Origin of the sequence: Neobacillus sp. NPDC093127, assembly GCF_044754175.1 — a bacterium.
Classification (GTDB): domain Bacteria; phylum Bacillota; class Bacilli; order Bacillales; family Cytobacillaceae; genus Neobacillus.
Map to the genome: position 1 here is coordinate 1 of NZ_JBIVOP010000013.1, position 21,524 is coordinate 21,524.

Consider the following 21,524-nt stretch of genomic DNA (forward strand, 5'->3'; position numbering starts at 1 on the left):
TTTACCGTACATATGGAGTGAAGTGATGAGTAAAAGAAAGAATTTAGAAAAAGTTTGTGAAAAAGGAGGTTTTTATGAGTTAATCGACAGTCTCATATCTCCGCTTATATCGGCTTCTTAAGCTTCCTCTATAGACATTAGCCGGAAATCCTCCGCTTATGAATGCTCATACCTACGCGAAAATCAACAATGAAAAATAACAGAGCCTAAAACTAAATAACAGTATAAAAATGCTATCCAGGCATTTTTATACTGTTAAAATTATTTTGTTTCTTGTCCATACCAATTCATAAGTTGTTCAATTTGTTCCTTAATCAGAAATGGAGCATAAGGTCAACAACGAAGGGACAGGCACCACTTTTCTATTGTAAATTGTCGACCTCAGCCATTACTCCTGGAGTTTCACCCGAACGTTTCTTTGCTTTTTTCCATCCTTCTCACCCTCAGCCTGCTGGTTATGCTTAATGAAAAAGGAGAGGATTAGTCCAATTAAGGAAAGGACGGAAACTACCATAAAGGCGATATTCGCTCCGTGGATATCCGGATAGGCAATATCTGGCCTCTGTTTACCTGCTTCGGCTGTTGTTGTCATCACTGTAACAAGGATGGCGGTTCCTACCGAAGCTGCGATCATTTTCATCGTATTATCCATAGCCGCTCCATGGGGAATTAATCGTTTTGGTAACTGGTTCAAGGCAGCTGTTGCGACAGGCATCATGACCATCGAGAGACCAAACATTCGAATTCCATAAAGGACCGTAATATAGGTCATTGTTGTCGCTGGACTTAGATTAGTAAACGCAAAGGAAGCTGCTGTCATGATTGTTAAGCCAATCATCACAAGCCATCTCGCACCGATTTTATCAAAGATTCTCCCTACAATCGGTGACATGAAGCCGCTTATCAGCGCACCAGGCAATAAAGCAAGACCCGCGTCAAAGGCGGAAAATCCCCTCATTCGCTGCATAAACAGCGGGATAATCGTCTCAGCTCCAATTAAGCCCATAAAGCCAATCATTCCAATGATAATGGCGAACGGGAAAATCGAAAAGCTAAAAACACGGAATTCCAGCATGGGGTGTTTTAATCGTAATTGACGGAAAATAAAGACCAGCAATGAAACGCCGCCAATTAGGAGTGAAAGAAGGGTTGCTGTATGGGTCCAACCATAATTTCCTGCACAAGTAAATCCATATAGAAGCCCGCCAAACCCAAATGAAGATAACAGAATCGATAGGACATCCACTTTTGGTCTGGAAACCTCTGTTACATTTTTTAAGAAAAGGAATGCTACAATGATATCGATAAGCGCAATTGGTAAAATAATAAAAAATAACACTCTCCATGAAAAATGCGATGTAACCCATCCGGATAGTGCTGGCCCAATGGCCGGTGCGAAGGAAATCACAAGACCAACAAGCCCCATTGCTGCACCGCGCTTATTGATTGGAAAGATTAGTAAAAATACGGTGGTCATTAATGGCAGCATCACTCCTGCACCAATCGACTGAATGACCCTGCCTAAAAGGAGAATTGCAAAATTAGGAGCAAACCCGCACACAACGGTTCCAACTACAAAAATACTCATCGCCGAGATAAACAACTGCCTCGTGGTAAATCGTTCTAATAAAAAGGCACTGATGGGGATCATGATTCCATTCACCAGCATAAAGACGGTCGTTAGCCATTGCGCACTATTTGCGGTAATGTTCATTTCATCCATAATTGGAGGTATTGCTGTAATCATCAGTGTTTGATTCAAAATGGCTATAAATGTTCCCGCCAGCAACAGTCCCACAATCATTGACTGTTTATTGCCTGATTTCTCCATTTATCCAACTCCCCTGCTATAAAAAGTAAAATAACACTGTTACAGATTACCTTCTTTTCCTAATGAATTCCACTAAAACGTTTTAGGAAAGCGTAGAACCTTCATCTTAAAATTAGGATTTTCCTATAAGTTACCACTGTCTTCCCATACTTTATTATTTTCTTTTAAAAAATTATCAATAATAAAAATGAAGGCGCCAATGCGCCTTCTTAAAAAGTCGAAGAAATTCTATTTTCGTTTTCAAGCAAATCCTTAGGAATAGCTGCACAATTAATTGTGACAAACGGTTTTCCCTTCCGCTCACTTACGCTATGAATCAATCCACTATACTGTAAATCTCGGGTTTTCTCCTCAACAAAGATTTTTATCTCATTAACCGCCGGATTGAAATTTGTTGATCTCTATTTTTTTGATAGAGTTTTTCAACTTCATTTCGATGGGCAGCTTCTTCTGGATTAATCTTTCTCATTTTTACTGTTACTGATAGGAATAAAATATTGATGGTCATTTACCATCCCTCCTTGACCCTATGGGCGGTTAAATAAAATCAGTTATAAACCAAACTTAATAAAACGACCAGTCAGTTTATTTCATTATATTGTCCGTCTTAAATAATTGTCAATATAAAACAGACCTGTTTTCAAAAATATTTACCATGTAATAAGAGGCCTGCATGGACGCCTGCCTCTCAAAAATTTAAGCTTTAACTGTATTAATAAACATTTGTTTCATTTCAGTTAACACTTGATTATATGGATAATCCCTGTAAATCGTTTGTAAAGTGACACCGCTAATCATTGCCCAAAATAAATCTGCCATTATTTCTGGATTAAGACCCTGTTTTATTTCTCCTGTTTCCTGTCCTTCGGTTATAATACCAGCAAACAGTTTGACAAGATACTCAATTCTCCGGTCAGTTAATTTGTCAGCTAATTCCTTGTACCTGGATGCATGAAGTTTAAATTCATTATGAACAATAAATCTCCCTTTAGACTCATCTTTCGATAAATCCACATTTAAGTAAACGTCGAATAAGTAAGTTATTTTTTCCAAGTTATTTTTACACGATAAAAGACCTTTAGCTAAATTTTCATACGTTTCTTGCGTATCTGTGTCCATTAATTCGAGGTATATTTCATCTTTACTTTTAAAATAATTGTAAATGGCCCCTTTGCTTATCCCCGAATGCTCAACGATATCATCCATAGTTGCAGCTTGAAGGCCTTTCTTGGCGAAACATACTAATGCACTATCCAAAATCTCCTTCCTTTTCTTTTCTTTATGCGATTCTGAAACAATTGGCGGCATATTTGTTACTCCTTCCCCGAATAATAATAAGGTCTAAAGTTAATAAAACATAGATTCCCTATTTATTATAATGAAGTTTTAAAATTAAGAAACAATAAGGCTGGAAGATTAAAAAAGAATAAACCCTGTCCCCTTAATTTTTTCAAATTAAGGGGTTTTTTAGTTATAAAACCTAATCAATTTTATAAAATTTGAATAAGATGCGTTGTGCATTGTTATTTTAGTCATAATAGTGTACGACATACAGTATAAATGAATGAGGTGATGAACGCATGGGTTCTTTGTTGGATACTTTCTCGACGGAACTAAGAAGAGGAATGCTCACTTTGGCCGTTTTAAGTCAATTACGTACGCCCCAATATGGCTATTCACTCGTACAGCAGCTTGAAAATGCCGGTGTGGCCATTGAGCAAAGTACATTGTATCCTCTGTTGCGACGATTAGAGAAACAGGAACTCGTAACGAGCAGCTGGGACACAACCGAGAGCAGACCGCGGAAGTTTTATGTATTAAGTGACTACGGAATTGAAGTTTACAAGCAATTAAAGGATGAATGGAAAAAGATGACACTGGAACTAAAATCATTATTACAAGGAGATGAAGACATTGAATCTGATTGAGGTTTATGTGTATGAAGTAACAAAAAGGCTTCCTATTAAGACACGGGATGATATCGCTCTGGAGCTTAAGTCTACCATCGAGGATATGCTCCCGGAAAATTATACGGAAGTAGATGTGAAGGAGGCACTTTCCAAACTTGGTGATCCGGCAGTGCTCGCTGCAAGTTATCGTGATACACCTATGTATTTAATTGGACCGAATCAATATGATATTTACATTCTTACAATGAAAAGGGTTATACCATGGGCTATTTTGATTACAATCTCCATCCATACTTTCGAGAGTATTGTATCTTTTGAAGGTAAAGAAGCTATTCTTTCTGCAGTCATTAACTCCTTTGGGAATATAATCGGCAATGTGATAAATGTGCTCATTCAAGTGTTCTTTTGGTTCACGATTGTATTTGCTGTCTTTGAGAGAGTTGGCTTATCAAACTCTGACCTGCAACATAAAAAGAAATATGATAGATGGACGGCAGAAGATCTAAAGAATGTCGAAATCATTCCCAAGAAAAAAGCAATATCAAAAGGCGATGTTATTTTCGGCTTCATCTGGATAGCTATTTGGGCCATTGCATATTTCTATGCTGACCATCTTGTTGGCATTTATCGATCGATTGATGGTAACGGTTTGCAATTCGTTATGCCTTTGTTTAATCACGATACCTTGTTGTCCTACTGGCCTATCATGGTGATTTTAATCGTTTTGGAAGTAAGTTTGATCGTTTATAAAGGGACTGCAGCAAAATGGACAATGAAGCTTGTCATTATGAATGCGATTATTCGTTTATTAAGCGCGATAACTGTTATTGTCATCGCCAGCAATCCAAATTTACTTAACGAAGAAATCATTCCCTATATGGCGCAATTGTTTGAAACTACCTCATCAACTGTAGCTTATTCCTCGGAATGGATCTGGAAGATCATCGCAGCGTCCTTCATTGTCTCCATAATAATTGAAATATTCCAGAGTTATCGTAAAGCAAGAGTTTGATAATACTAAGAAAAACCGAGGAAGAACAGCACAAACTGGCACATATGCTTGTCCGATTGGTACAGGAATAATGGACAGAAAAGGCGTATAGGTTCATTTAACCTATACGCTTTTTCCCCTTGTCCTTTATTGAGCTAATTTTTCTTGAATATTCTCTGCATCTTTTACTCTACTATTTCTCATTTTGTATGAAATAAACAGTATGATTGTCCAGACTGGAGCAACATAGAGAGCCACTCTAGTAAAAGGTAGAAACGCCATAATAATGATGATGGAAATCATAAAGGCGATCGCAAAATAACTTGAGTACGGCCAAAAAGGCATTTTGTAAGAGAGTTTATCTGCCTCACCATTAGCTATCTTGATTTTTCTGAATTTCAACTGGCTAAAGAGTATGGCAAGCCAGTTGGAAACTAGTCCAACTACAACGATTGTAGAAAAGACGCTGAAAGCACTAGCAGGCATAATGTAGTTCATTAAAACACCAAGCAACTGAGAAGCAATTACAATAAGGAGACTAATAAAAGGTACTTTACTTTTATTTAGTTTACTTAAAAAACGAGGTGCCTTACCTTGTAAGGATAAACTATAAAGAACACGAGTTACAGAATAAATACCACTATTTAAAGCGGAAACCGCTGCTGATATGATAACTAAGTTAATAATAGACGCAGCTCCAGGTATACCCATTTTTGAGAAAACGGTTACAAATGGACTACCATTCGCACCAATCGTCTCCCAATCAAAGAGCGAGACCATAATCGTGATTGCCCCGACATAAAAGATTAGAATTCTCCAAAATACCCCATTGATGGCCTGTGGGATTGTTTTCTTCACATCTCCTGTTTCTGCAGCAGCTATACCAACCAATTCTACGCCGCCAAATGCGAAAGCTACTAATACTAGCGACAATATCCAGCCATTAATACCCATCGGGAAGAGGCCGCCATTATTCGTAAGATTACTAAATCCAACAGCATCCCCACCATTGCCAATACCAAACAAAATCATCGCTCCACCAAGAATAATCATACCAATGATTGCAACAACTTTAACAAGTGAAAGCCAGAACTCAATCTCACCATAAGCCTTTACCGTCACGACATTAATTAAAATGACCAAGCAAAGAACAAAGAGCGCAGAAACCCAGACGGGGAAATCTGGAAGCCAAAACTGAATATAATGACCGATGGCGGCATATTCCGCTGCTCCACCAGCCACCATACCTAATAAAGCATTCCATCCTAAGTAAAATCCAGCGAACGGTGAAATATACTGGCTGGCATATGTAACATATGATCCGGATACTGGATTTTCAACTGCCATCTCCCCTAAAGCCCTCATGATTAAATAGATGGCTACTCCAACAGCTAGATAAGCTAGTATTATGGATGGTCCAGCCGAATGGATCGCTCCAGCAGCTCCATAAAAGAGACCAACGCCAATTGCCCCGCCGATCGCAATCATTTGGATATGGCGGTTTTTCAAACTGCGGCTTAAGCCTTCCGTTTCAACGTTATGATTAGTATTTTTAGCTTTCATAGTTTACCCCCTAGTAATCTCATTAAATCAACGATATTCATTTCAGTAATTGCTTCTCTATCGGCAATAAAAGCTGTTAAAATCACTATTTCCCTGTGGACCTTTATAAATAATAATGTCTAGTCCATATTTGGTAGAGAAATGTTCCTTAAAAAAGTGAGGTTTGTCCCAATCGTATAAATTTTGTAAAAAAGGCTGCCTTAACCTATAATAGGCATAGGGAGTCTTCCTCAAGATATTAGAGTTTGTTTGGCCACTTACTCATATTGATATTTGGGAGGTACTCCTTTTCAATTGTAAAATCCTTGGCAAATAATCGAATGGTTGGATAAAATTCATTCGATTATTTACTTTTTAAAGCAATTAATTCCACTTCTACTAATACATTCTTTGGTAAATCAAGTACTGCAACCGTCGAACGTGCCGGCTTATGATCCATGAAGTATTTTCCATATATTTCATTGAATGCTGGAAAATCTGCCATATCTCTCAAGAAACATGTAGTTTTTACGACATGGGTAAAATCTTTTTGATTTTCTTTTAATAAATTTCCTAAATTCTCCATCACCTGTTCTGTTTGTTCATGAATCCCTCCTTTCACCACTTCATTAGTTAGAGGGTTAACTGGGATTTGACCAGATGTAAATAGGAATTCGCCTACTTCTATTGCCTGAGAATACGGACCTATTGCTTCTGGTGCTGCATTTGTATAAATGGTATTCATGTTTACTTCTCCTTTAATTTTTTAAAAATTCTGACTCTTTTTCGCAAAAAAGTAGTTTTCTAGATAAAATTTGATTGAAGTGCCGTATATAACCATATCGATAGCTATTTCGGCACTCACAATTTTTTAAAGGTAACCTGTATTACAACTTTTGCTGTTTTTACTTCGCTGCCTTTTTTATTTTAGATGCATTTACATGCATGTCTTCAAATTCTCTTGCGATTCTTTCAAATGCTTCTTTAATGATTGGTCTAGGGGATGGGATGCAAATTCTCTGGTACTTTAATCCTTCTTCTCCAAACATATTTCCATCTTCTAGTATTACATTCGCTTTGTTATATATTCGATCATGAACTTCCTCCGGTGAGAGGCCATAAGCACTAAAGTCCATCCACATGACATAAGTCCCTTCAGGAATTCTTACTTTTACGTGAGGCATCCTCTCTGCCAAGAAACTTACTACCCATTCCATTGTGCCATCAATATATTCTTTTAATTGGTCTAGCCAATCTTCCCCCTCATTGTAGACTGATATAAGTGCAGCAATCGTGAAAGGCGAACCTAATTGCATACCTAGAGTCTCATTGAATTTTTTCCTTAGCTCCGGATTTACGATGATTACGTTCGTGCAATGAAGTCCTGCTACATTAAAGGTTTTATTGATTGCTGTACAAGTTACAATATGACTATCATTACCCGTTGCTTTTGCTATTGGAATAAATGTTTGATTACGTCTAACTAAATCTCCATGAATTTCATCTGCAATGATAAGTACATTGTTTCTTTCGCAAATTTCAGATAATTTTTGAAGTTCTTCCATATTAAATACTCTTCCAGTTGGATTATGAGGATTACAGAGAATGAACATCTTTGTCTTTTCATCTTTTGCTTTCGCTTCAAAATCTTCGAAATCAATAGTATAATAACCGTCTTCATCACATGTAAGTGCATTATTAATCACTTGTCTTCGGTTATTTTCAATAGCTGCTGTAAATGGTGGATAAACTGGACGTTGAATAATAATCCCGTCTCCTGGATCTGTGAATGCCCTTACTGCAATATTTAAAGCATGGACAGTACCTGGACTATATATGATTTCCTCCTTCTTGATATACCAATCATACCTCTTGCTAAACCAATGTTGAATGGCCTCATAATACTCGTCTGGAAATACGGAATAACCGAATATCTTATGATCGACAGTTTTATGTAATGCGTCAATCAACGGTTGTGGGACGGGTAAATCCATGTCCGCTGTAAATAATGGTAAGGTCTCTTCATCATATCTTTTCGTAATACCAAATTCTTTAATTAAGTTTCCACCATCCCATTTTAAGGAATAGGTCCCTTTTCGATTGACTACTCCATCAAAATTATATTTCATGCGGAATCCACCTTTCATTTTTTTATGAACTTAAATACATAATTGCCGCTTAATAGGGATTGGTTTCAAGATCAAAGCGGCAATTCAGTAGAAACTCTATCATTTTGTTGCTTTGTATCAATTTTATTTAAATACCTATATACTGTCGCTTCTGATGTTTTCAAGTGCACGGAAACTTCTGATACAGCCCCCTTTATCAAAAACACACCTTTTTCATTCAACTGTTTAACGATCTCGATTTTTTCATCAGCAGACATCCTATCTGGAGGAATGTTTGCTTCTGAAAGGGTATTTAAAATAATGGATGTAGTGAGATCTTCGATTGATGTATGAAGATCTTCAATCGGGTTTCCGATATCAGATGGGGTTTTCCCATTTAGGTCTAAACCATTTGACGGGACCTTGTGTGTAGCATTGATTAAGCTGTCCAAGAGATTCCTAGTTTCAACCATAATGCTAAGATCCATGTTAAAGCAAAGCATTCCGACGACATTCCCAATTTCATCTTTAATGAAGTACGTGGATGAGCGTACAATCTTCCCATCTTGCGTTTTTCCAGAGTAATTGATAAGGTAATCTTTTTCGACGTATGATTTATTTTTTAATATTTTTAAGGCTAAATCGGTTAGTGATCCTCCAATCTTTCTGTTGCTTATATGGCCATTCTTAATTGCCACAATAGAATTTTCAATATTTCTCACATTATGTAGAACCACTTCGCATTGGTTCCCCATAACACTTCCCAAAAATTCAACCAATGGAATGTATGGTTGTAATTGAGAAGGAATGTTATTTCTCATTTTGATAATCCACCTCCTTGTAATCTATTTCAGTAACATTGATTAATCTACGCCAAAATAGGAGTTTAACCTTTACTCAGACCAAACTAGTAATTGACAAATTCCTTTGGAGCTAGTCAAATTCGATCCTCATTTGATTAACTTGATAATAAAATTTTTATCATTTGGATAATAAATTATCGTTGTAATAATTTATTATTAATGTGTTATGAATTTTATTATACATCAATTGAAACCGTTTTCAATATATTTTTTAAATTTTTATAATATTTATCATATTGTGAATAATCCTTCTCTAAAAAAGGGGGACCCCCAGCGTGCTAAAGCGTTAGCACGTCAGAGGTCCCAATGTCTTTCTTGTTATACGAGGTCATTTGTCTATTACCTGCTTACAAACTACGTTCTTTGATTTGGTTTTTAATTTTTTTGATAAAACTATTGAGCGAAGTACTTTCTGATTGTTGAGCCCCATACTTTCTAACATTCACTGCCTCTTCATTGACTTCACGATCCCCCAGAACCAGCATGTATGGAATCTTTTGCATCTGGGCTTCTCTTATTTTATAGCCCAGCTTTTCATTGCTTTGATCAATTTTCACTCTTACGCCTGATTGTTTCAGCTCCGCCTGAACCTTTAAACAGTAGTCTAAATGAACAGGAGAGACAGGGATGATTTGTACTTGGACCGGTGCAAGCCAAACAGGAAAGGCACCGGCAAAATGCTCGATTAATATGCCAAAAAACCGATCAATGGATCCATATATAGCCCGATGAATGACAACAGGACGAACCTTTTCATTCTTTTCATTGATATAAGTCAAATCAAATTTTTCCGGCATTTGAAAATCAAGTTGGATTGTCGCACATTGATGGCTCCGTTTTAGTGCATCTTTAATATGAAAATCAATTTTTGGTCCGTAAAATGCCCCGTCCCCTTCGTTTAAGTGATAATTAATTTCTAACCTTTCAAGGACATTCTTTAATGCTCCTTCAGAGATGTCCCAAATGCTGTCATCCCCTAAAGATTTCTCGGGACGAGTCGAAAGCTCCACCGAATATTCGAAACCAAAAGTGCGATACACTTGGTCAATGAGCGAAAACACCTGTTTAATTTCACTTTCAATTTGATCTTCACGAACAAAGATATGTGCATCATCCTGACAAAATGTCCGAACCCGAAACATTCCATTTAAGGCACCGCTGGATTCATGACGATGTACTTGACCGAACTCTGCCATCCGAATAGGTAAATCTCGATAGGAGTATAAGCTGTTTTTAAATACTAGCATATGGCCAGGGCAATTCATTGGTTTCATCGCAAATTTTGTCTCGTCGACATCGGAAAAATACATATTTTCATGATAATGGTCCCAATGACCCGACTCCTCCCATAAGCGTTGGTTCATCATAAACGGTGTGCGAACCTCTTCATAATTTGCCTCACTTTGAAGTGCACGTGAAAAATTTTCCAGCTCATTGCGGACAATTTGTCCTTTCGGTAAATAAAATGGCATTCCCGGTGCTTCCTCTGAAAACATGAATAACTCCAATTGTTTTCCTAACTTCCGATGATCACGTTTGGCTGCTTCTTCTAAGAAATGTAAATATTCCTGGAGATCTTTTTTCTTTTGAAAGGCAACTCCATATACTCGTTGAAGGACCTCGTTTTGACTGTCTCCTCGCCAATAAGCCCCTGAAACCCGAGTTAATTTAAATGCTTTAATGTAACCAGTCGATGGAAGGTGCGGCCCGCGGCAAAGGTCGATAAATTCTCCTTGTTGATACAGAGTTATTTTTTCATCTTTCTGGATGTCATTTAATAGTTCTAGCTTATAGGGCTCGCCTTTTTCTTCAAATAGCTTTTTAGCCTCTTCATATGTTACTTCCATTCGCTTTATTTCTAAATTCTCGTGGATGATATTTTCCATTTCTTTTTCAATCGATCGTAAATCATCGGATGTCAAACTATGTTCTAATTTCAAATCATAGTAGAATCCGTCTTCAATGACAGGGCCGATACCTAATTCCACGTTATCAAAGCGCCTTTTCACGGCTTGTGCCAATACATGTGCTGATGTATGCCTTAAGACATGCAATCCTTCTTCTGATTCTTGAGTAAAAATAGCGAGTTCGCCATCCTCTTCTAGCTTGAAGCTTAAATCTACCAGTAGTTCATCAAATTTCCCAACCACTGCATTTTTTCGTAAATTTGTGCTAATCGATTCGGCAACTGCTTCCACTGTAGTGCCTTTTGGAAACTCCATAATTTTTCCGTCTGGAAATTGAATGTTCATCCATTTTTCACTCATACTATATTCCTCCTTTAAAATAATAAAAAAAAAACACGCTCATCCCTATAGCAAGGGACGAGCGTGTTTAAACCCGTGGTTCCACCCAATTTCCCATAAGAAACTGAAAACTTATGGCTTTGGTGCTGTAACGCAGCATTAGACGATATTGGATACTTTAGTTCCCCAATACAGCTTCAAGGCGGTAAATTATTTTTCTAAGTTAGGAAGATCGCAGCTCTCCTTCCCTCTCTGTAAACCGAAAAAATAATTCATGTCCTTTTCATAGCTTTTATTATTTTGTAAAAAAATAAAAACGCACTCATCCCTGTAACAAGGGACGAGTGCGTTTACTCGTGGTTCCACCCAATTTCCCATAAGAAAAAACTTATGGCTTTGGTGCTGTAACGTAGCATCGACGGTTAATGGATACTTATTTTCCCCAATACAGCTCAGGAGGTGGTAAGATACTTTCTTGCATTAGGAAGATTTCAGCGTTCTCTTCCCTCTCTGGAAACCATTAAAAGTAGCTCATGTCCTCATCATTGCTTTTAATAAAATAAAAAATACATTTAGATTTGCTTCATAATACAATAAATTTCCATAAATAGCAACAACCAATTTTCATACTTTAAGTAATCTTTTTTTTCATTCCTTAATCCGAGGTTTAGTAGGATCACAGTTTGGTGTCTCAAGATTTGCAGATTCTGCTAATTTCATAATGTAATAACATTCTTCACGTAACATATGATCCGCCATTAACGGTGCAAATGTTCCTAATGCTTGATTGTTCAGTTTCAGTTCTTCTAGTTCCTGTAAAAAGTTTTGAAATAACTTTATTTCTAACAGGGTGTCTACATTCATTTTTGACAGTGCAGGAAACGTGGTCAAATTGGTTCTTAAATATCCCGCTAGCTCTACAGCTTTTAGATAAAAATCGTCAAAATTCTTCTTAAATGAGCTACTTTGCTCCTTTAATTTCTTTTCAACGCCGTCTAAGTTGGTGGAAATCGCCTCTGAATGACCTGCTGCATCTAATAACCATAAAAGATGATGATGTAATTCATGGTAAACAGGTGGGACTTGCCTGGCTTTTAAGTGGGTTAAAATTCTTAGATATTCTTCTAATTCATTTACCATATGATTAACAAAGGTGGGTGAAAGGTGGATTTTGATTTTTCCAATAAGGTGTTTTCTTATTAATTCAAATTTAAATTCCCGTAATTTAATCGCCTCTGTTTCAGCCTGGGCTGTTAATTGCATCAAATCAGTTGAATTTGCATGCTCAAGAAGTGTATCAAAAACCTGAATAAAATTTGCGGCTTGTTCAATTTCAGCCATTTGAACGGGGGCTAAAGCTTCATAAATAAACCGAGAATGGTCACCTAATATTTGAAGCCAAAAACGATGTTCAAATCTTGCTGTCCTCTCAAAGACATCATTCATGTGTTTTCCTCCCAGTAAAAAATAGCCATACTAGTTTGATGTTTATTCTGCTTTACTATTTCTTATGAATCGAAAAAAGAGTCAGACCCCCAGCGCTAAATCGTTAGCACGTCGTGGGTCTGACCTCAATGTCATGAGTTTACTCTTTTATTAAGTTTGATTATTTGTTTTCCTTAGTTTCCATCTCTTTTTCTAACTGTGCTACCTGAGCATCAATTGTATTGCCTTTGAAGTAACTTGTCACCTTCTGCTCAAGGCGGTCTAAGTAGGTTTCTATGTCCTTGAACTTTAAGTTAGATTGATTAGAGTAAGAATCTGATCCTAAAATCTGGTTCATTCCGATGTTAGCCCGAGTTATGTTTTCTCTTCCCATTAATTCCATTCGGCGTAGCTGCATATCCTTTAATTTCCGATTCATTTCTTCATGTTTTCTTTCTAATTCTAGTAGCTGCTTGGATACTGATGCAAGTGAAGCATTAAGGCGCTTCGCCCGCTCTGAATATTGTTGGTGCTCAGCTGTTGCAAACTGGCAGAGCTCTTCTTCTCCTGCTTTTAAAGCAACTTCCGCTTGGTACTTTCTTTTTTCGGCTAATTCCATCGCCTGGCTATACTCTCCCTTGAATTCATTCTTTAATTGAGATTGACGTTCAACCAATTTGCCCACCTTCACAGTTTCCTGCTCACATTGACGGAGATATTCATTAAGCAAAGCAATTGGATTTTCTTTTTCCTTTTTGTTAAGAGTTTCGTTTAAATCAGCGACGATAACATCTTTTATTCTTGAAAATAAGTTTCCCATGTTTATCTTCTCCTTTAATTCTAGTATTTTTTTAATTCATTCCATTGCTTTTCAAAACTAACGAATGGATCTGATTCATTTTTTGCTGCCGTATTTTTGTTTTGATTCCAATTTTTATAAACAAGCCAGAGCACATATGCGGCCCCCACTCCAATTAGAGCTGGTAAATGGTGAATTGTTGATGAAAGCACCATTAAGCCGATTATGATTAACCCGATTTTCCAGCCTGTTGATTCCGTCTTTAAGAACTGTTTAAAGATAAAGTATAGAATCGCTAGACTAACCAGTAATCCAACCATCGGGCCAATTGTATTAAGTAAAATAATGGCGGCAAGGCCACCTGCGAAAAGTAACGCAAATTTTTTCATTTTATTTTCCTCCTATATTTAACAAATCCTTTATCTTGATTTCATCTTACCTTTTTTCTACATGTTTCATAATTGCGCTTGAGCTTGATTTATCTATCGGACTTAAGACTTAGGTGATGTGGGACTATCAAATCAAGCAAGGAAAAAGGACTAACCTCGACTGGTTAGTCCTTAATTAATGTTCAAATCAAGATGTCTTTTTTCCCACACTATTTGGCATCTAAATTATTTAATGCCTGCCATTCTCTGTTCAACATACTCATTTCAAAATAGCTCCAATGGGCATTGCCAACTTTGCTGGCTTCCCTAATGAATCCTTCGGTTTTGAACCCGATCTTTTTATATAAGTTGACAGCCGCTTCGTTGAAATCATATACGGCTAAGCTTACTTTATGCAGATTCAATTGTTCAAATGCTATCTTTAAAAGGGCAAGGACCATCAATCTTCCAATACCTTTTCCTTGCAAGCTCTTATCCCCGATTAACACCCTGCACATTCGTGCCGTTCCATTTTTCCGATTAATAGTTCCTAAAGAAATGTGGCCAATTGTTTCGCCTGACTCCACAAGAATTACTTTATAAGCTAAATTGTCTGCGTTTTCGGAATTGGACATTCGTAAATAGTGCTCCAGCTGTTGTTCATCTAAAGGAAATTCCATACTAGTACCGGCCCATTGAACAAGAAAGTCCTGGCTATCAATCCACGACATAAGCTGCTGAAAATCTTCTTTTTCAAAAAATTGTAACTCGATCATTTTATTTGAACCTCCTTTACTAATAGTCGTAACGCTTCCGTTTGATCAATGGCTCGTTTCAAAGAATAGTTCACCTTATTGATTTTTCTCCTTAAGGAAGTCTGAATGAGGTGGAATTCATGACTATTTTTTTCAACCTCCGACATTTTTCTGATAGAAGATAGCGCAGGAATTGGGCACGATTTATTGGCAGGATCATGATCGAAAATATCATTTTCCACATAATTAAGTGGTACTAAAATGCGTGATATCTGGATCAAACCTTGGTTTAGCTCTTTCAAATCTTCTTTTTGTAAGGTGTCCATCGTTTTGTGTTGATAAATTTCTTTAAGTAAGGTTTCTAAATGACATAAGCGGTTTTGGGTTAGGTCTAAATCAATATGACCACTAGAAATTGCCCAATATTCACCCACCAGCTTTTTCAATTCCTTAACTGCTGCGACCTGATTGATAGGTACGATTGGTTCCGTCAAGACCTTGTAAATAGAAAGTGCGTAAATTTCACAGTCGCGTTTTAAATTGACTGGGTCAATTTTATCAATGGTATCTTCAACCGTATGCCACCACCACCCAAAACCTCCAGCTTTTTGCCCTTTAAAGAGTTCAAAAACCATTTTGGAATTTGGATCGTCTGAAATAGGTTGTTCGCTCATCCCCATAAACAAAGATGGAACACCCGCTCCCCAAAAGGATTGGTCTGCATATCTGCCGTATCGGCTTCCGATGAATGTTTGTTCAGCTATTTTCCATACATACTCAGCTGCAATTTCCTTTGTTTCAGCCATACAATTGCTTTCACTCAGGATGGTTGCCCCTTTCCCGCCAACAGAATCAACATAAAAATGCATGACACAATTTTCATGGATTTCTTCCCAATGGCTGTCACAGTAATTTTGCGAACCTGAATATCTGCCGTGTGAGTGTCCTGACCAAAAAGCAAACCGTAATGATCTTTTCATATTTTTTTGAAATTTGCTAAGTACTCTGGCTGCTTCGATCATTGTGGCATTAGCGGAACCATTATCCATTGCACCATAATGCCAGGAATCTATATGTCCACTGAACAACACAAAATGATCCGCTTCTTCATTACCTCGGATTTCCGCTGTTAATGTTGGGGTTTTAATCCATTTTGTATCAACCCTTGCATAAATTTCAACATTGTTTTCACCTTGATTAATCAGGGATTTAAGTGTTGTTCCATTTTCATTATTTATCGATATAACAGGGATTTTCGGAATGGAATCGATGTTTTCTTCGGATGGACTTCCCCAAACTGTGGAGACTATCATTTCATGTGTGTACGGTCCATTAATAAATATTGCACCGATTGCCTTTGAAGCTTCCAATTGTAGTAGAATTTCAGGCAGGGCAATACTCTCGACAACTGCAATCCGTCCATCTACAAGCTTAAGCTTTTCCTCAGAAAATTCACCGATATAGACTGCCGTTCCTTTCAATCCGTCAACATCGGTACTTGGTGCCATCGAATGGGTAATACATGCGATTTCTTGGTTTCCTGCTACTAATCTTGCAGGTCCTGGAATACTAATATAGGCATCGTGAAAGGTAAGTTTCGTTGATAGCCCAAAGCTTTCCAGCGTGCGCTTCGCATATTCAAAGGCTCGAAGTTCTTCCGCAGAACCGGATAACCTCACTTCCTTTGCAATTTCCCTGTTAAATTCCATCAACTGATTGCTGTCGATTTCGCTAGTGATTTCGTATTCAATTGGACTTAATCCGCTACTCATTTATCTTACCTCACTTTTTCATCTATATATTTATCGTCAGATCTAAGATGAATAAACAAGTGTCTGACCTCGTTTTTTAAGAGGCCAGACCCTAATAAAACTCATTATAGGAAAATACTATTCTTTTGACATTTTATGAAAGGGAACATACCATGTGTTCATCGGATTAATTTGGTAGCCTTTTACATAGTCCTTAACTGGCGCACTCTCTTCTGTTTGTGCGATGAAAGCGTAGGGAATATCTTCAGCCATGATACTTTGGACCTCTTGGTATATTTTTTCACGCTTCGCTTCATCGACGATTGTCCGCGCTTCTTCAAGGAGTTGATCTACCTTCTCATTACCGTAAAAAGCCGTATTGAATCCAGCTCCCTTGCTTGAAGAATGTGCAAGATACCATAGATTATAATCTGGATCCGCAAAATCTGGTGTCCATGCTCCAAGAGAAATATTATGACCTCCACTCGTGATTAAATCGAGATAGGTTGGCCAGGCATATTCTTTGATTGTAACTTTAGCTCCTATCTTTGCTAGATCAGATTGAATGGTCACAGCCATATTTTTATATACTTCATCATTTTGAGAAATAGAAATTTCAAAATTTAGCTTATTCTCGTAACCTGCTTCTTTTAGTAATTTTTTTGCAAGTTCAAGATCGTATGCGTTTAATGGGGTATCCTCGTTAAATCCAAACATGCCTTTTGGGACAGCCGAGTTTACTTTGAAGGCCTTGCCGAGAAATATATTTTCAATAATAGAATCATAATTGATGCTATGAACCATTGCTTTTCTAACAAGAGGATTGTCAAATGGTGGTTTTGATTGGTTCATGTCCCCATATACAATCTTATAACTTGGAGCTGTATAAATCTTGATCCCATTCTTCCCATCCATTTCAGCTAACGTTTCAGGTGACAAAGTTGTCGTATCTAATAAATCTACTTCACCCTTTTCTAACATAATTCGTGCTGTCGATGCCTCAGGGATAATTAACAAATTTACTTTATTAAGTGTAGGCTTGCCACCCCAATAATTCTCATTAGCTTTTAAAACAAGCTTCTGACCTCGATTCCAACTTTCAAGTGTATACGGCCCTGAACCCATTTCCTTATCTGACAAATATTTCTCGCCAAAATCATTTCCTTCATTTTCGGCTAATTTTGGATTGACGATATTTGCATATACCGTTCCTAACGTTTTCAAAAATGGACCAAATGCGTGTTTAAGTTTAATGGTAATAGTATGATCATCGGCAATTTCAAAGCTTTTTTCATCAATGACCTCTTTAAATTGTCCAGCAGCTGATTTTCCGATTTTCATTGCTCTTATAAATGAATATTTAACTGCTTCAGCTGTTACTGGGGTGCCGTCATGAAATTTGGCATCCTTCCGTAAATGAAAGGTATAGCTCTTTCCATCCTCAGATATATCCCATGTCTCTGCAAGCATTGGTTTAATATCTGTTGTTTCTCCATCGTAGGTAACTAAACGATCATAGAGCATATATGTGACTCGAAATGAAGTATTTGATGCAGTTCCGTGTGGATCTAAGTGAGGGATATCTTGGTTAGTAGCAAATGTGAGAGCATCTTTATTGCTCGGTTTACTATTTTCATTGGTCTCCTTGTCAACTGGCGTCGTATTTGCCTCTTCCTTATATTTCGAACAACCTGCTAATGCCAATAGAATACAAAAAAGGATAACCGAAAAGGCACGGAACTTTTTATTTTTCATCCTTTAATCCCCTTTCAAAGGCTATTCTGCTTTATTTTATTTTCATAGATATATTTCAAATTATATAAATTTTGCCAATTCATCTCTCTTTTGCCGACTTCTATTTCTTTTATACTACTAATTACATATTGGGTCAGTGGGAGCGATAGGTTGTGGTGGCACCCACGAGCAACAATTGGATTTAGGTCGAAATCCACTTCGGTTCTCCGATGCCGAATGGCCAAATCACGCCAAATTCCACTTTTCTGTTTTTTATTTTTTGACATCCATTCAGCAAGAAAATCCCATTCCTTATCTAATTTTCCTTGATTTTGATTTTCTCTTGGGAAAATTGATTCGGGTTTCCAGACATCGAATGACTTTAATTTTATTCCTTGCAAATGAGCTACTTCTAGCGACTCAGCACACAGCTCGATTAATGTAGGTCTTAAATCTTTTTTGCTGACTACAGCCGCCATAGTTTCATCAACAAGGGCTGTCGCATAAAGGAGAGAGGCATAAGAAAGCTTGCTCCATAAGTAACCAGGAATATTTTCAGTAACTGTTACAGGCCCCCAATTTTCGAGTAAACTTTTTAATTCTAGAAGTCTATTGGTCCATTTTCCATCGAATTCTCCGATTGAAACAGAGGATACCCCCCCATATAGAATCCGACCTGGTTCTAAATAATCTGCTGAGAAATTAACAAAACATAATAAAGGAGTGGGTACATTTAGGTGAGGAGGAATTTTTAAGTCTGTCAGTCCGTTTTGAAAAGAGACTACCTTTGTCTCACTATTCAAAAGCGGAAATACTTGCTCCATTGCCTCTTGAGAATGCTGAGCCTTTGTGCAAATAAATACCCATTCTAATGGTTTATTAATATTTAATAACTCTTCCGGGGTGTAAGCATCTACTCTAATTTGAAATTCTTCATCAGGACCTTCAATTCGAATCCCTTCCCCACGAACCTTTACAACATGTTCTTCTTCAATGTCACAAAATACGACCTCTTCCCCACCTTTCGTTAGGTAGGCTCCCAAAACCCCTCCGATAGCACCTGCACCAATGATGGTAATCAATCCGCTCCCTCCTAACTTTTATCAAATGATATTACAGGTGACAGCCAATCCAGCTTCACCTGTAATATCATTCATTATGATTGATTTATGGTCCGAAAAGCGTCGAACTCTTTGCCAATTAACTGACTAATTGCCTTGATAAAGGTATTGGTTGTGTGCGGTGTATCATAAAGGATTGAGAAATATTCTTTTCTTTTTTCTTTAGGGGTTTCCTTGTAGGCATTGCCTACCATCCACCGGCCGTAGTAATAACATGGATAATACGTTTTCTGGACTGGGTCAGAGAAGAAGCGGAATGCATTGTTTGCTTCAATTTCGGTGATTCCACCCCGATTGATCATGTAGTCGATTGTCTCTTCTTTCGTTGTTTTCCCAAGGTTATACATAAAACAAGCATTAGTAGTGAACATTCGCTGATAGTCTAAATAATTTCTTGCTAAAAGATATTGCTGTTTCTGCTCCTCATTAATACCCGGCGTATCATCGTTTACGTCATCCCAGCCGAGGAAGGTAAGCGCTGTTTCCGGTCCGCCTTCAAATAGGGCATTCGTTGGGCTATTAATTAAATAATAGGAAGCTTCTAGCGGGAGCTTGCCTTGCTGGAATAAATAATCCCAACGACAATAAAACGCCTGATGGCCAGGATAGCCTTCATGAGTCATAATTTGGGCCAAGATAGGTTCAGTCCATGGACGGTCAATATTAAAGGTTAAATTCCCCCGGAAGTTCCCCGTATATTTTGAATAACCACTCCAGAAAACACCACGGATTGGTTTAATCCAATCAATTCCATCTTCTTCCGGAAGACCGATGACCCGCTTTAATGTCCCTTGCTTGCTTAATTCGCGAAAGTTTTCGGCTACTGTTGTTACTTTCTCTGGTTCAATCACCGTATCGTTGCGCCAGGCAGCCGCCTTTTCCTGTAACGTTCCTTTATACCCTAAATCAGTCAACCCTTTTTCTACCAGTTCACCGGCATGCTCCATTTGGTTATCAGTGATCAATGTTGACGGAAGTTCCTGAATAGATGCAATCAATTTTTCATATGGAACATCATCGCCTTGCAGGCTGCGGGCAAAGTAACGGAACCCGTTTGTCATTGCCCTTACATATTCACCCTCATGTCCTTCTATCGACGAAATCGCCGTTTCTACTTCATCAAGTGCCTGGCCAATTTCATCAAACGTTTTGAGCGTGGGCTTTATATCACTATAACTAGCTGTTGCTACCTCTTGGCCATGGAGTTTCTCCGCTTGTTGATTTAAACTAACGACAATATCAACGATTTTTTCCCCTATTGGTGAATCAGTCCATCTTAGCACTTTCATCTCTCCCTTTTTTTAAAAAATTATTTTGCAGCCATTCTCCATAGATCTTCAATGTCAGATAAAATCAATTGAAGCATCATTTCGTATAGCTTTTCGCCTTTCTCTGCAGTAGCACTACCTGCATCACCTAAATATCCATCTTTGAATAACACAGTTCCCATTTTTTCAAATTTGATTTTCGGATTTAACTTCGATTCGTGATTTCCAACAAGACTTGGGTCCGCAAGCTTTTCATCAATAGCAAGAATTAAAGACGTTTCGTCCTCGCCGCCATGACCTGGTCCCTTTGTAATCTCTAAAATTTGTTCCCGATAATCTACCCACCAGTTAATCGTTAAGACATTCATTCCTAAATCAGCAAGTTTTTCAACAACACTAGTTAAACTGGCAATATTCCCGCCATGACCGTTAAAGAGGATGATATTTTTCAAACCATTTCTATGAAACTCTTTGCCAATCTCATACACATAAGCGGAAAACGCTTCAGCTGAGATGTCGATTGTTCCATCAAATGGCGCTAATCCCCAAGAATGCCCATAGGGAACTTCTGGAGCGATCAACACTTTCTCCCCAATCAATAAGTCTAAACGGCGGACAAATTCTCTTGGGATCCACACATCTGTCCCTAAAGAACAATGCGGGCCATGAGTCTCCATCATTCCAATTGGTAAAAGAACTGTAGTCACCGTTTTTTTTACCTCTGTAAATTGCTTTGCGGTTAAATTCATCATATACATCGCGAGTTCACCTCTTTAGATTGTTTTTCTGTCTAGTAGATTTTCGTGCCTTCT

Annotated in this window: 20 protein-coding genes and 1 other annotated feature; of the genes, 2 read left to right on the forward strand and 18 right to left on the reverse strand. The window is 37.7% G+C overall.

Translation table 11 applies throughout. The features are described from left to right. Positions 1–388 precede the first annotated feature (388 nt). The 4 genes from ACIQCO_RS17310 to ACIQCO_RS17325 form a co-directional block, all read right to left on the reverse strand. Positions 389–1,831, reverse strand: a complete 1,443-nt coding sequence (locus tag ACIQCO_RS17310; RefSeq protein ID WP_400430591.1) for an MDR family MFS transporter — start codon at positions 1,829–1,831, stop codon at positions 389–391. A 209-nt stretch (positions 1,832–2,040) separates the two neighbouring features. Then, positions 2,041–2,151: a sigma 54-interacting transcriptional regulator gene (locus ACIQCO_RS17315; protein ID WP_400430592.1), complete on the reverse strand. Its 111-nt coding sequence runs from the start codon at positions 2,149–2,151 to the stop codon at positions 2,041–2,043. Positions 2,152–2,195: 44 nt separating this feature from the next. Beyond that, positions 2,196–2,339, reverse strand: coding sequence for a YrzI family small protein (locus ACIQCO_RS17320; RefSeq protein ID WP_400430593.1), 144 nt, complete (start codon positions 2,337–2,339; stop codon positions 2,196–2,198). Between the two features lie 188 nt (positions 2,340–2,527). Further along, positions 2,528–3,139: a TetR/AcrR family transcriptional regulator gene (locus ACIQCO_RS17325; RefSeq protein WP_400430594.1), complete on the reverse strand. Its 612-nt coding sequence runs from the start codon at positions 3,137–3,139 to the stop codon at positions 2,528–2,530. A gap of 272 nt (positions 3,140–3,411) precedes the next feature. Between ACIQCO_RS17325 and ACIQCO_RS17330 the strand changes: the two genes are divergently transcribed. Together ACIQCO_RS17330 and ACIQCO_RS17335 are read left to right on the forward strand one after the other, a co-directional pair. Next, positions 3,412–3,759 carry a PadR family transcriptional regulator gene (locus ACIQCO_RS17330; RefSeq protein WP_400430595.1) on the forward strand — a complete coding sequence of 116 codons (348 nt, stop codon included), beginning with the start codon at positions 3,412–3,414 and terminating at the stop codon, positions 3,757–3,759. Continuing rightward, positions 3,746–4,753 carry an HAAS signaling domain-containing protein gene (locus ACIQCO_RS17335; protein ID WP_400430596.1) on the forward strand — a complete coding sequence of 336 codons (1,008 nt, stop codon included), beginning with the start codon at positions 3,746–3,748 and terminating at the stop codon, positions 4,751–4,753. Before ACIQCO_RS17330 ends, ACIQCO_RS17335 begins: the two co-directional genes overlap by 14 nt. A gap of 126 nt (positions 4,754–4,879) precedes the next feature. On the opposite strand, the gene ACIQCO_RS17340 is transcribed toward ACIQCO_RS17335, so the two are convergent. The 14 genes from ACIQCO_RS17340 to ACIQCO_RS17405 form a co-directional block, all read right to left on the reverse strand. Further along, positions 4,880–6,295 (reverse strand): amino acid permease, encoded by a 1,416-nt coding sequence (locus tag ACIQCO_RS17340; protein WP_400430597.1) that lies wholly within the window; start codon positions 6,293–6,295, stop codon positions 4,880–4,882. A 343-nt stretch (positions 6,296–6,638) separates the two neighbouring features. Next, complete coding sequence (locus ACIQCO_RS17345) at positions 6,639–7,019, reverse strand: RidA family protein (protein ID WP_400430598.1); 381 nt, start codon at positions 7,017–7,019, stop codon at positions 6,639–6,641. 160 nt (positions 7,020–7,179) lie between these two features. Then, complete coding sequence (locus ACIQCO_RS17350; RefSeq protein ID WP_400430599.1) at positions 7,180–8,403, reverse strand: MalY/PatB family protein; 1,224 nt, start codon at positions 8,401–8,403, stop codon at positions 7,180–7,182. A gap of 71 nt (positions 8,404–8,474) precedes the next feature. Continuing rightward, positions 8,475–9,203: a helix-turn-helix transcriptional regulator gene (locus ACIQCO_RS17355; protein ID WP_400430600.1), complete on the reverse strand. Its 729-nt coding sequence runs from the start codon at positions 9,201–9,203 to the stop codon at positions 8,475–8,477. Positions 9,204–9,592: 389 nt separating this feature from the next. After that, the gene (gene thrS, locus ACIQCO_RS17360; protein WP_400430601.1) at positions 9,593–11,512 is read right to left on the reverse strand and encodes a threonine--tRNA ligase; all 1,920 of its coding nucleotides are present in this window, start codon (positions 11,510–11,512) and stop codon (positions 9,593–9,595) included. 50 nt (positions 11,513–11,562) lie between these two features. After that, positions 11,563–11,787, reverse strand: a binding site (T-box leader). 352 nt (positions 11,788–12,139) lie between these two features. After that, complete coding sequence (locus tag ACIQCO_RS17365) at positions 12,140–12,937, reverse strand: DUF2935 domain-containing protein (RefSeq protein ID WP_400430602.1); 798 nt, start codon at positions 12,935–12,937, stop codon at positions 12,140–12,142. Between the two features lie 160 nt (positions 12,938–13,097). Continuing rightward, entirely contained in the window at positions 13,098–13,736 is a 639-nt protein-coding gene (locus tag ACIQCO_RS17370; protein WP_400430603.1) for a PspA/IM30 family protein, read from the reverse strand. A 20-nt stretch (positions 13,737–13,756) separates the two neighbouring features. After that, positions 13,757–14,104 carry a lmo0954 family membrane protein gene (locus tag ACIQCO_RS17375; RefSeq protein ID WP_400430604.1) on the reverse strand — a complete coding sequence of 116 codons (348 nt, stop codon included), beginning with the start codon at positions 14,102–14,104 and terminating at the stop codon, positions 13,757–13,759. A 209-nt stretch (positions 14,105–14,313) separates the two neighbouring features. Continuing rightward, positions 14,314–14,859 (reverse strand): GNAT family N-acetyltransferase, encoded by a 546-nt coding sequence (locus ACIQCO_RS17380; protein ID WP_400430605.1) that lies wholly within the window; start codon positions 14,857–14,859, stop codon positions 14,314–14,316. Continuing rightward, positions 14,856–16,610: a M28 family peptidase gene (locus ACIQCO_RS17385; protein ID WP_400430606.1), complete on the reverse strand. Its 1,755-nt coding sequence runs from the start codon at positions 16,608–16,610 to the stop codon at positions 14,856–14,858. Before ACIQCO_RS17385 ends, ACIQCO_RS17380 begins: the two co-directional genes overlap by 4 nt. Before the next feature lie 117 nt (positions 16,611–16,727). After that, positions 16,728–18,344 (reverse strand): ABC transporter substrate-binding protein, encoded by a 1,617-nt coding sequence (locus ACIQCO_RS17390; protein ID WP_400430607.1) that lies wholly within the window; start codon positions 18,342–18,344, stop codon positions 16,728–16,730. A 14-nt stretch (positions 18,345–18,358) separates the two neighbouring features. Next, a complete protein-coding gene (locus ACIQCO_RS17395) occupies positions 18,359–19,405 on the reverse strand; it encodes a ketopantoate reductase family protein (protein ID WP_400430608.1) in 1,047 nt (348 codons plus the stop codon). A gap of 74 nt (positions 19,406–19,479) precedes the next feature. Next, complete coding sequence (locus tag ACIQCO_RS17400) at positions 19,480–20,727, reverse strand: hypothetical protein (RefSeq protein ID WP_400430609.1); 1,248 nt, start codon at positions 20,725–20,727, stop codon at positions 19,480–19,482. 26 nt (positions 20,728–20,753) lie between these two features. Then, positions 20,754–21,470 carry a creatininase family protein gene (locus tag ACIQCO_RS17405; RefSeq protein WP_400430610.1) on the reverse strand — a complete coding sequence of 239 codons (717 nt, stop codon included), beginning with the start codon at positions 21,468–21,470 and terminating at the stop codon, positions 20,754–20,756. Between the last annotated feature and the right edge of the window lie 54 nt (positions 21,471–21,524).

What these genes read in the sequence shown, in the direction of transcription:
- ACIQCO_RS17310 (WP_400430591.1), bottom strand. Translation starts at nt 1,831, where the DNA reads ATGGAGAAATCAGGCAATAAACAGTCAATGATTGTGGGACTGTTGCTG.
- ACIQCO_RS17320 (WP_400430593.1), bottom strand. Translation starts at nt 2,339, where the DNA reads ATGACCATCAATATTTTATTCCTATCAGTAACAGTAAAAATGAGAAAG.
- ACIQCO_RS17325 (WP_400430594.1), bottom strand. Translation starts at nt 3,139, where the DNA reads ATGCCGCCAATTGTTTCAGAATCGCATAAAGAAAAGAAAAGGAAGGAG.
- ACIQCO_RS17330 (WP_400430595.1), top strand. Translation starts at nt 3,412, where the DNA reads ATGGGTTCTTTGTTGGATACTTTCTCGACGGAACTAAGAAGAGGAATG.
- ACIQCO_RS17340 (WP_400430597.1), bottom strand. Translation starts at nt 6,295, where the DNA reads ATGAAAGCTAAAAATACTAATCATAACGTTGAAACGGAAGGCTTAAGC.
- ACIQCO_RS17345 (WP_400430598.1), bottom strand. Translation starts at nt 7,019, where the DNA reads ATGAATACCATTTATACAAATGCAGCACCAGAAGCAATAGGTCCGTAT.
- ACIQCO_RS17350 (WP_400430599.1), bottom strand. Translation starts at nt 8,403, where the DNA reads ATGAAATATAATTTTGATGGAGTAGTCAATCGAAAAGGGACCTATTCC.
- ACIQCO_RS17355 (WP_400430600.1), bottom strand. Translation starts at nt 9,203, where the DNA reads ATGAGAAATAACATTCCTTCTCAATTACAACCATACATTCCATTGGTT.
- thrS (WP_400430601.1), bottom strand. Translation starts at nt 11,512, where the DNA reads ATGAGTGAAAAATGGATGAACATTCAATTTCCAGACGGAAAAATTATG.
- ACIQCO_RS17365 (WP_400430602.1), bottom strand. Translation starts at nt 12,937, where the DNA reads ATGAATGATGTCTTTGAGAGGACAGCAAGATTTGAACATCGTTTTTGG.
- ACIQCO_RS17370 (WP_400430603.1), bottom strand. Translation starts at nt 13,736, where the DNA reads ATGGGAAACTTATTTTCAAGAATAAAAGATGTTATCGTCGCTGATTTA.
- ACIQCO_RS17375 (WP_400430604.1), bottom strand. Translation starts at nt 14,104, where the DNA reads ATGAAAAAATTTGCGTTACTTTTCGCAGGTGGCCTTGCCGCCATTATT.
- ACIQCO_RS17380 (WP_400430605.1), bottom strand. Translation starts at nt 14,859, where the DNA reads ATGATCGAGTTACAATTTTTTGAAAAAGAAGATTTTCAGCAGCTTATG.
- ACIQCO_RS17385 (WP_400430606.1), bottom strand. Translation starts at nt 16,610, where the DNA reads ATGAGTAGCGGATTAAGTCCAATTGAATACGAAATCACTAGCGAAATC.
- ACIQCO_RS17390 (WP_400430607.1), bottom strand. Translation starts at nt 18,344, where the DNA reads ATGAAAAATAAAAAGTTCCGTGCCTTTTCGGTTATCCTTTTTTGTATT.
- ACIQCO_RS17405 (WP_400430610.1), bottom strand. Translation starts at nt 21,470, where the DNA reads ATGTATATGATGAATTTAACCGCAAAGCAATTTACAGAGGTAAAAAAA.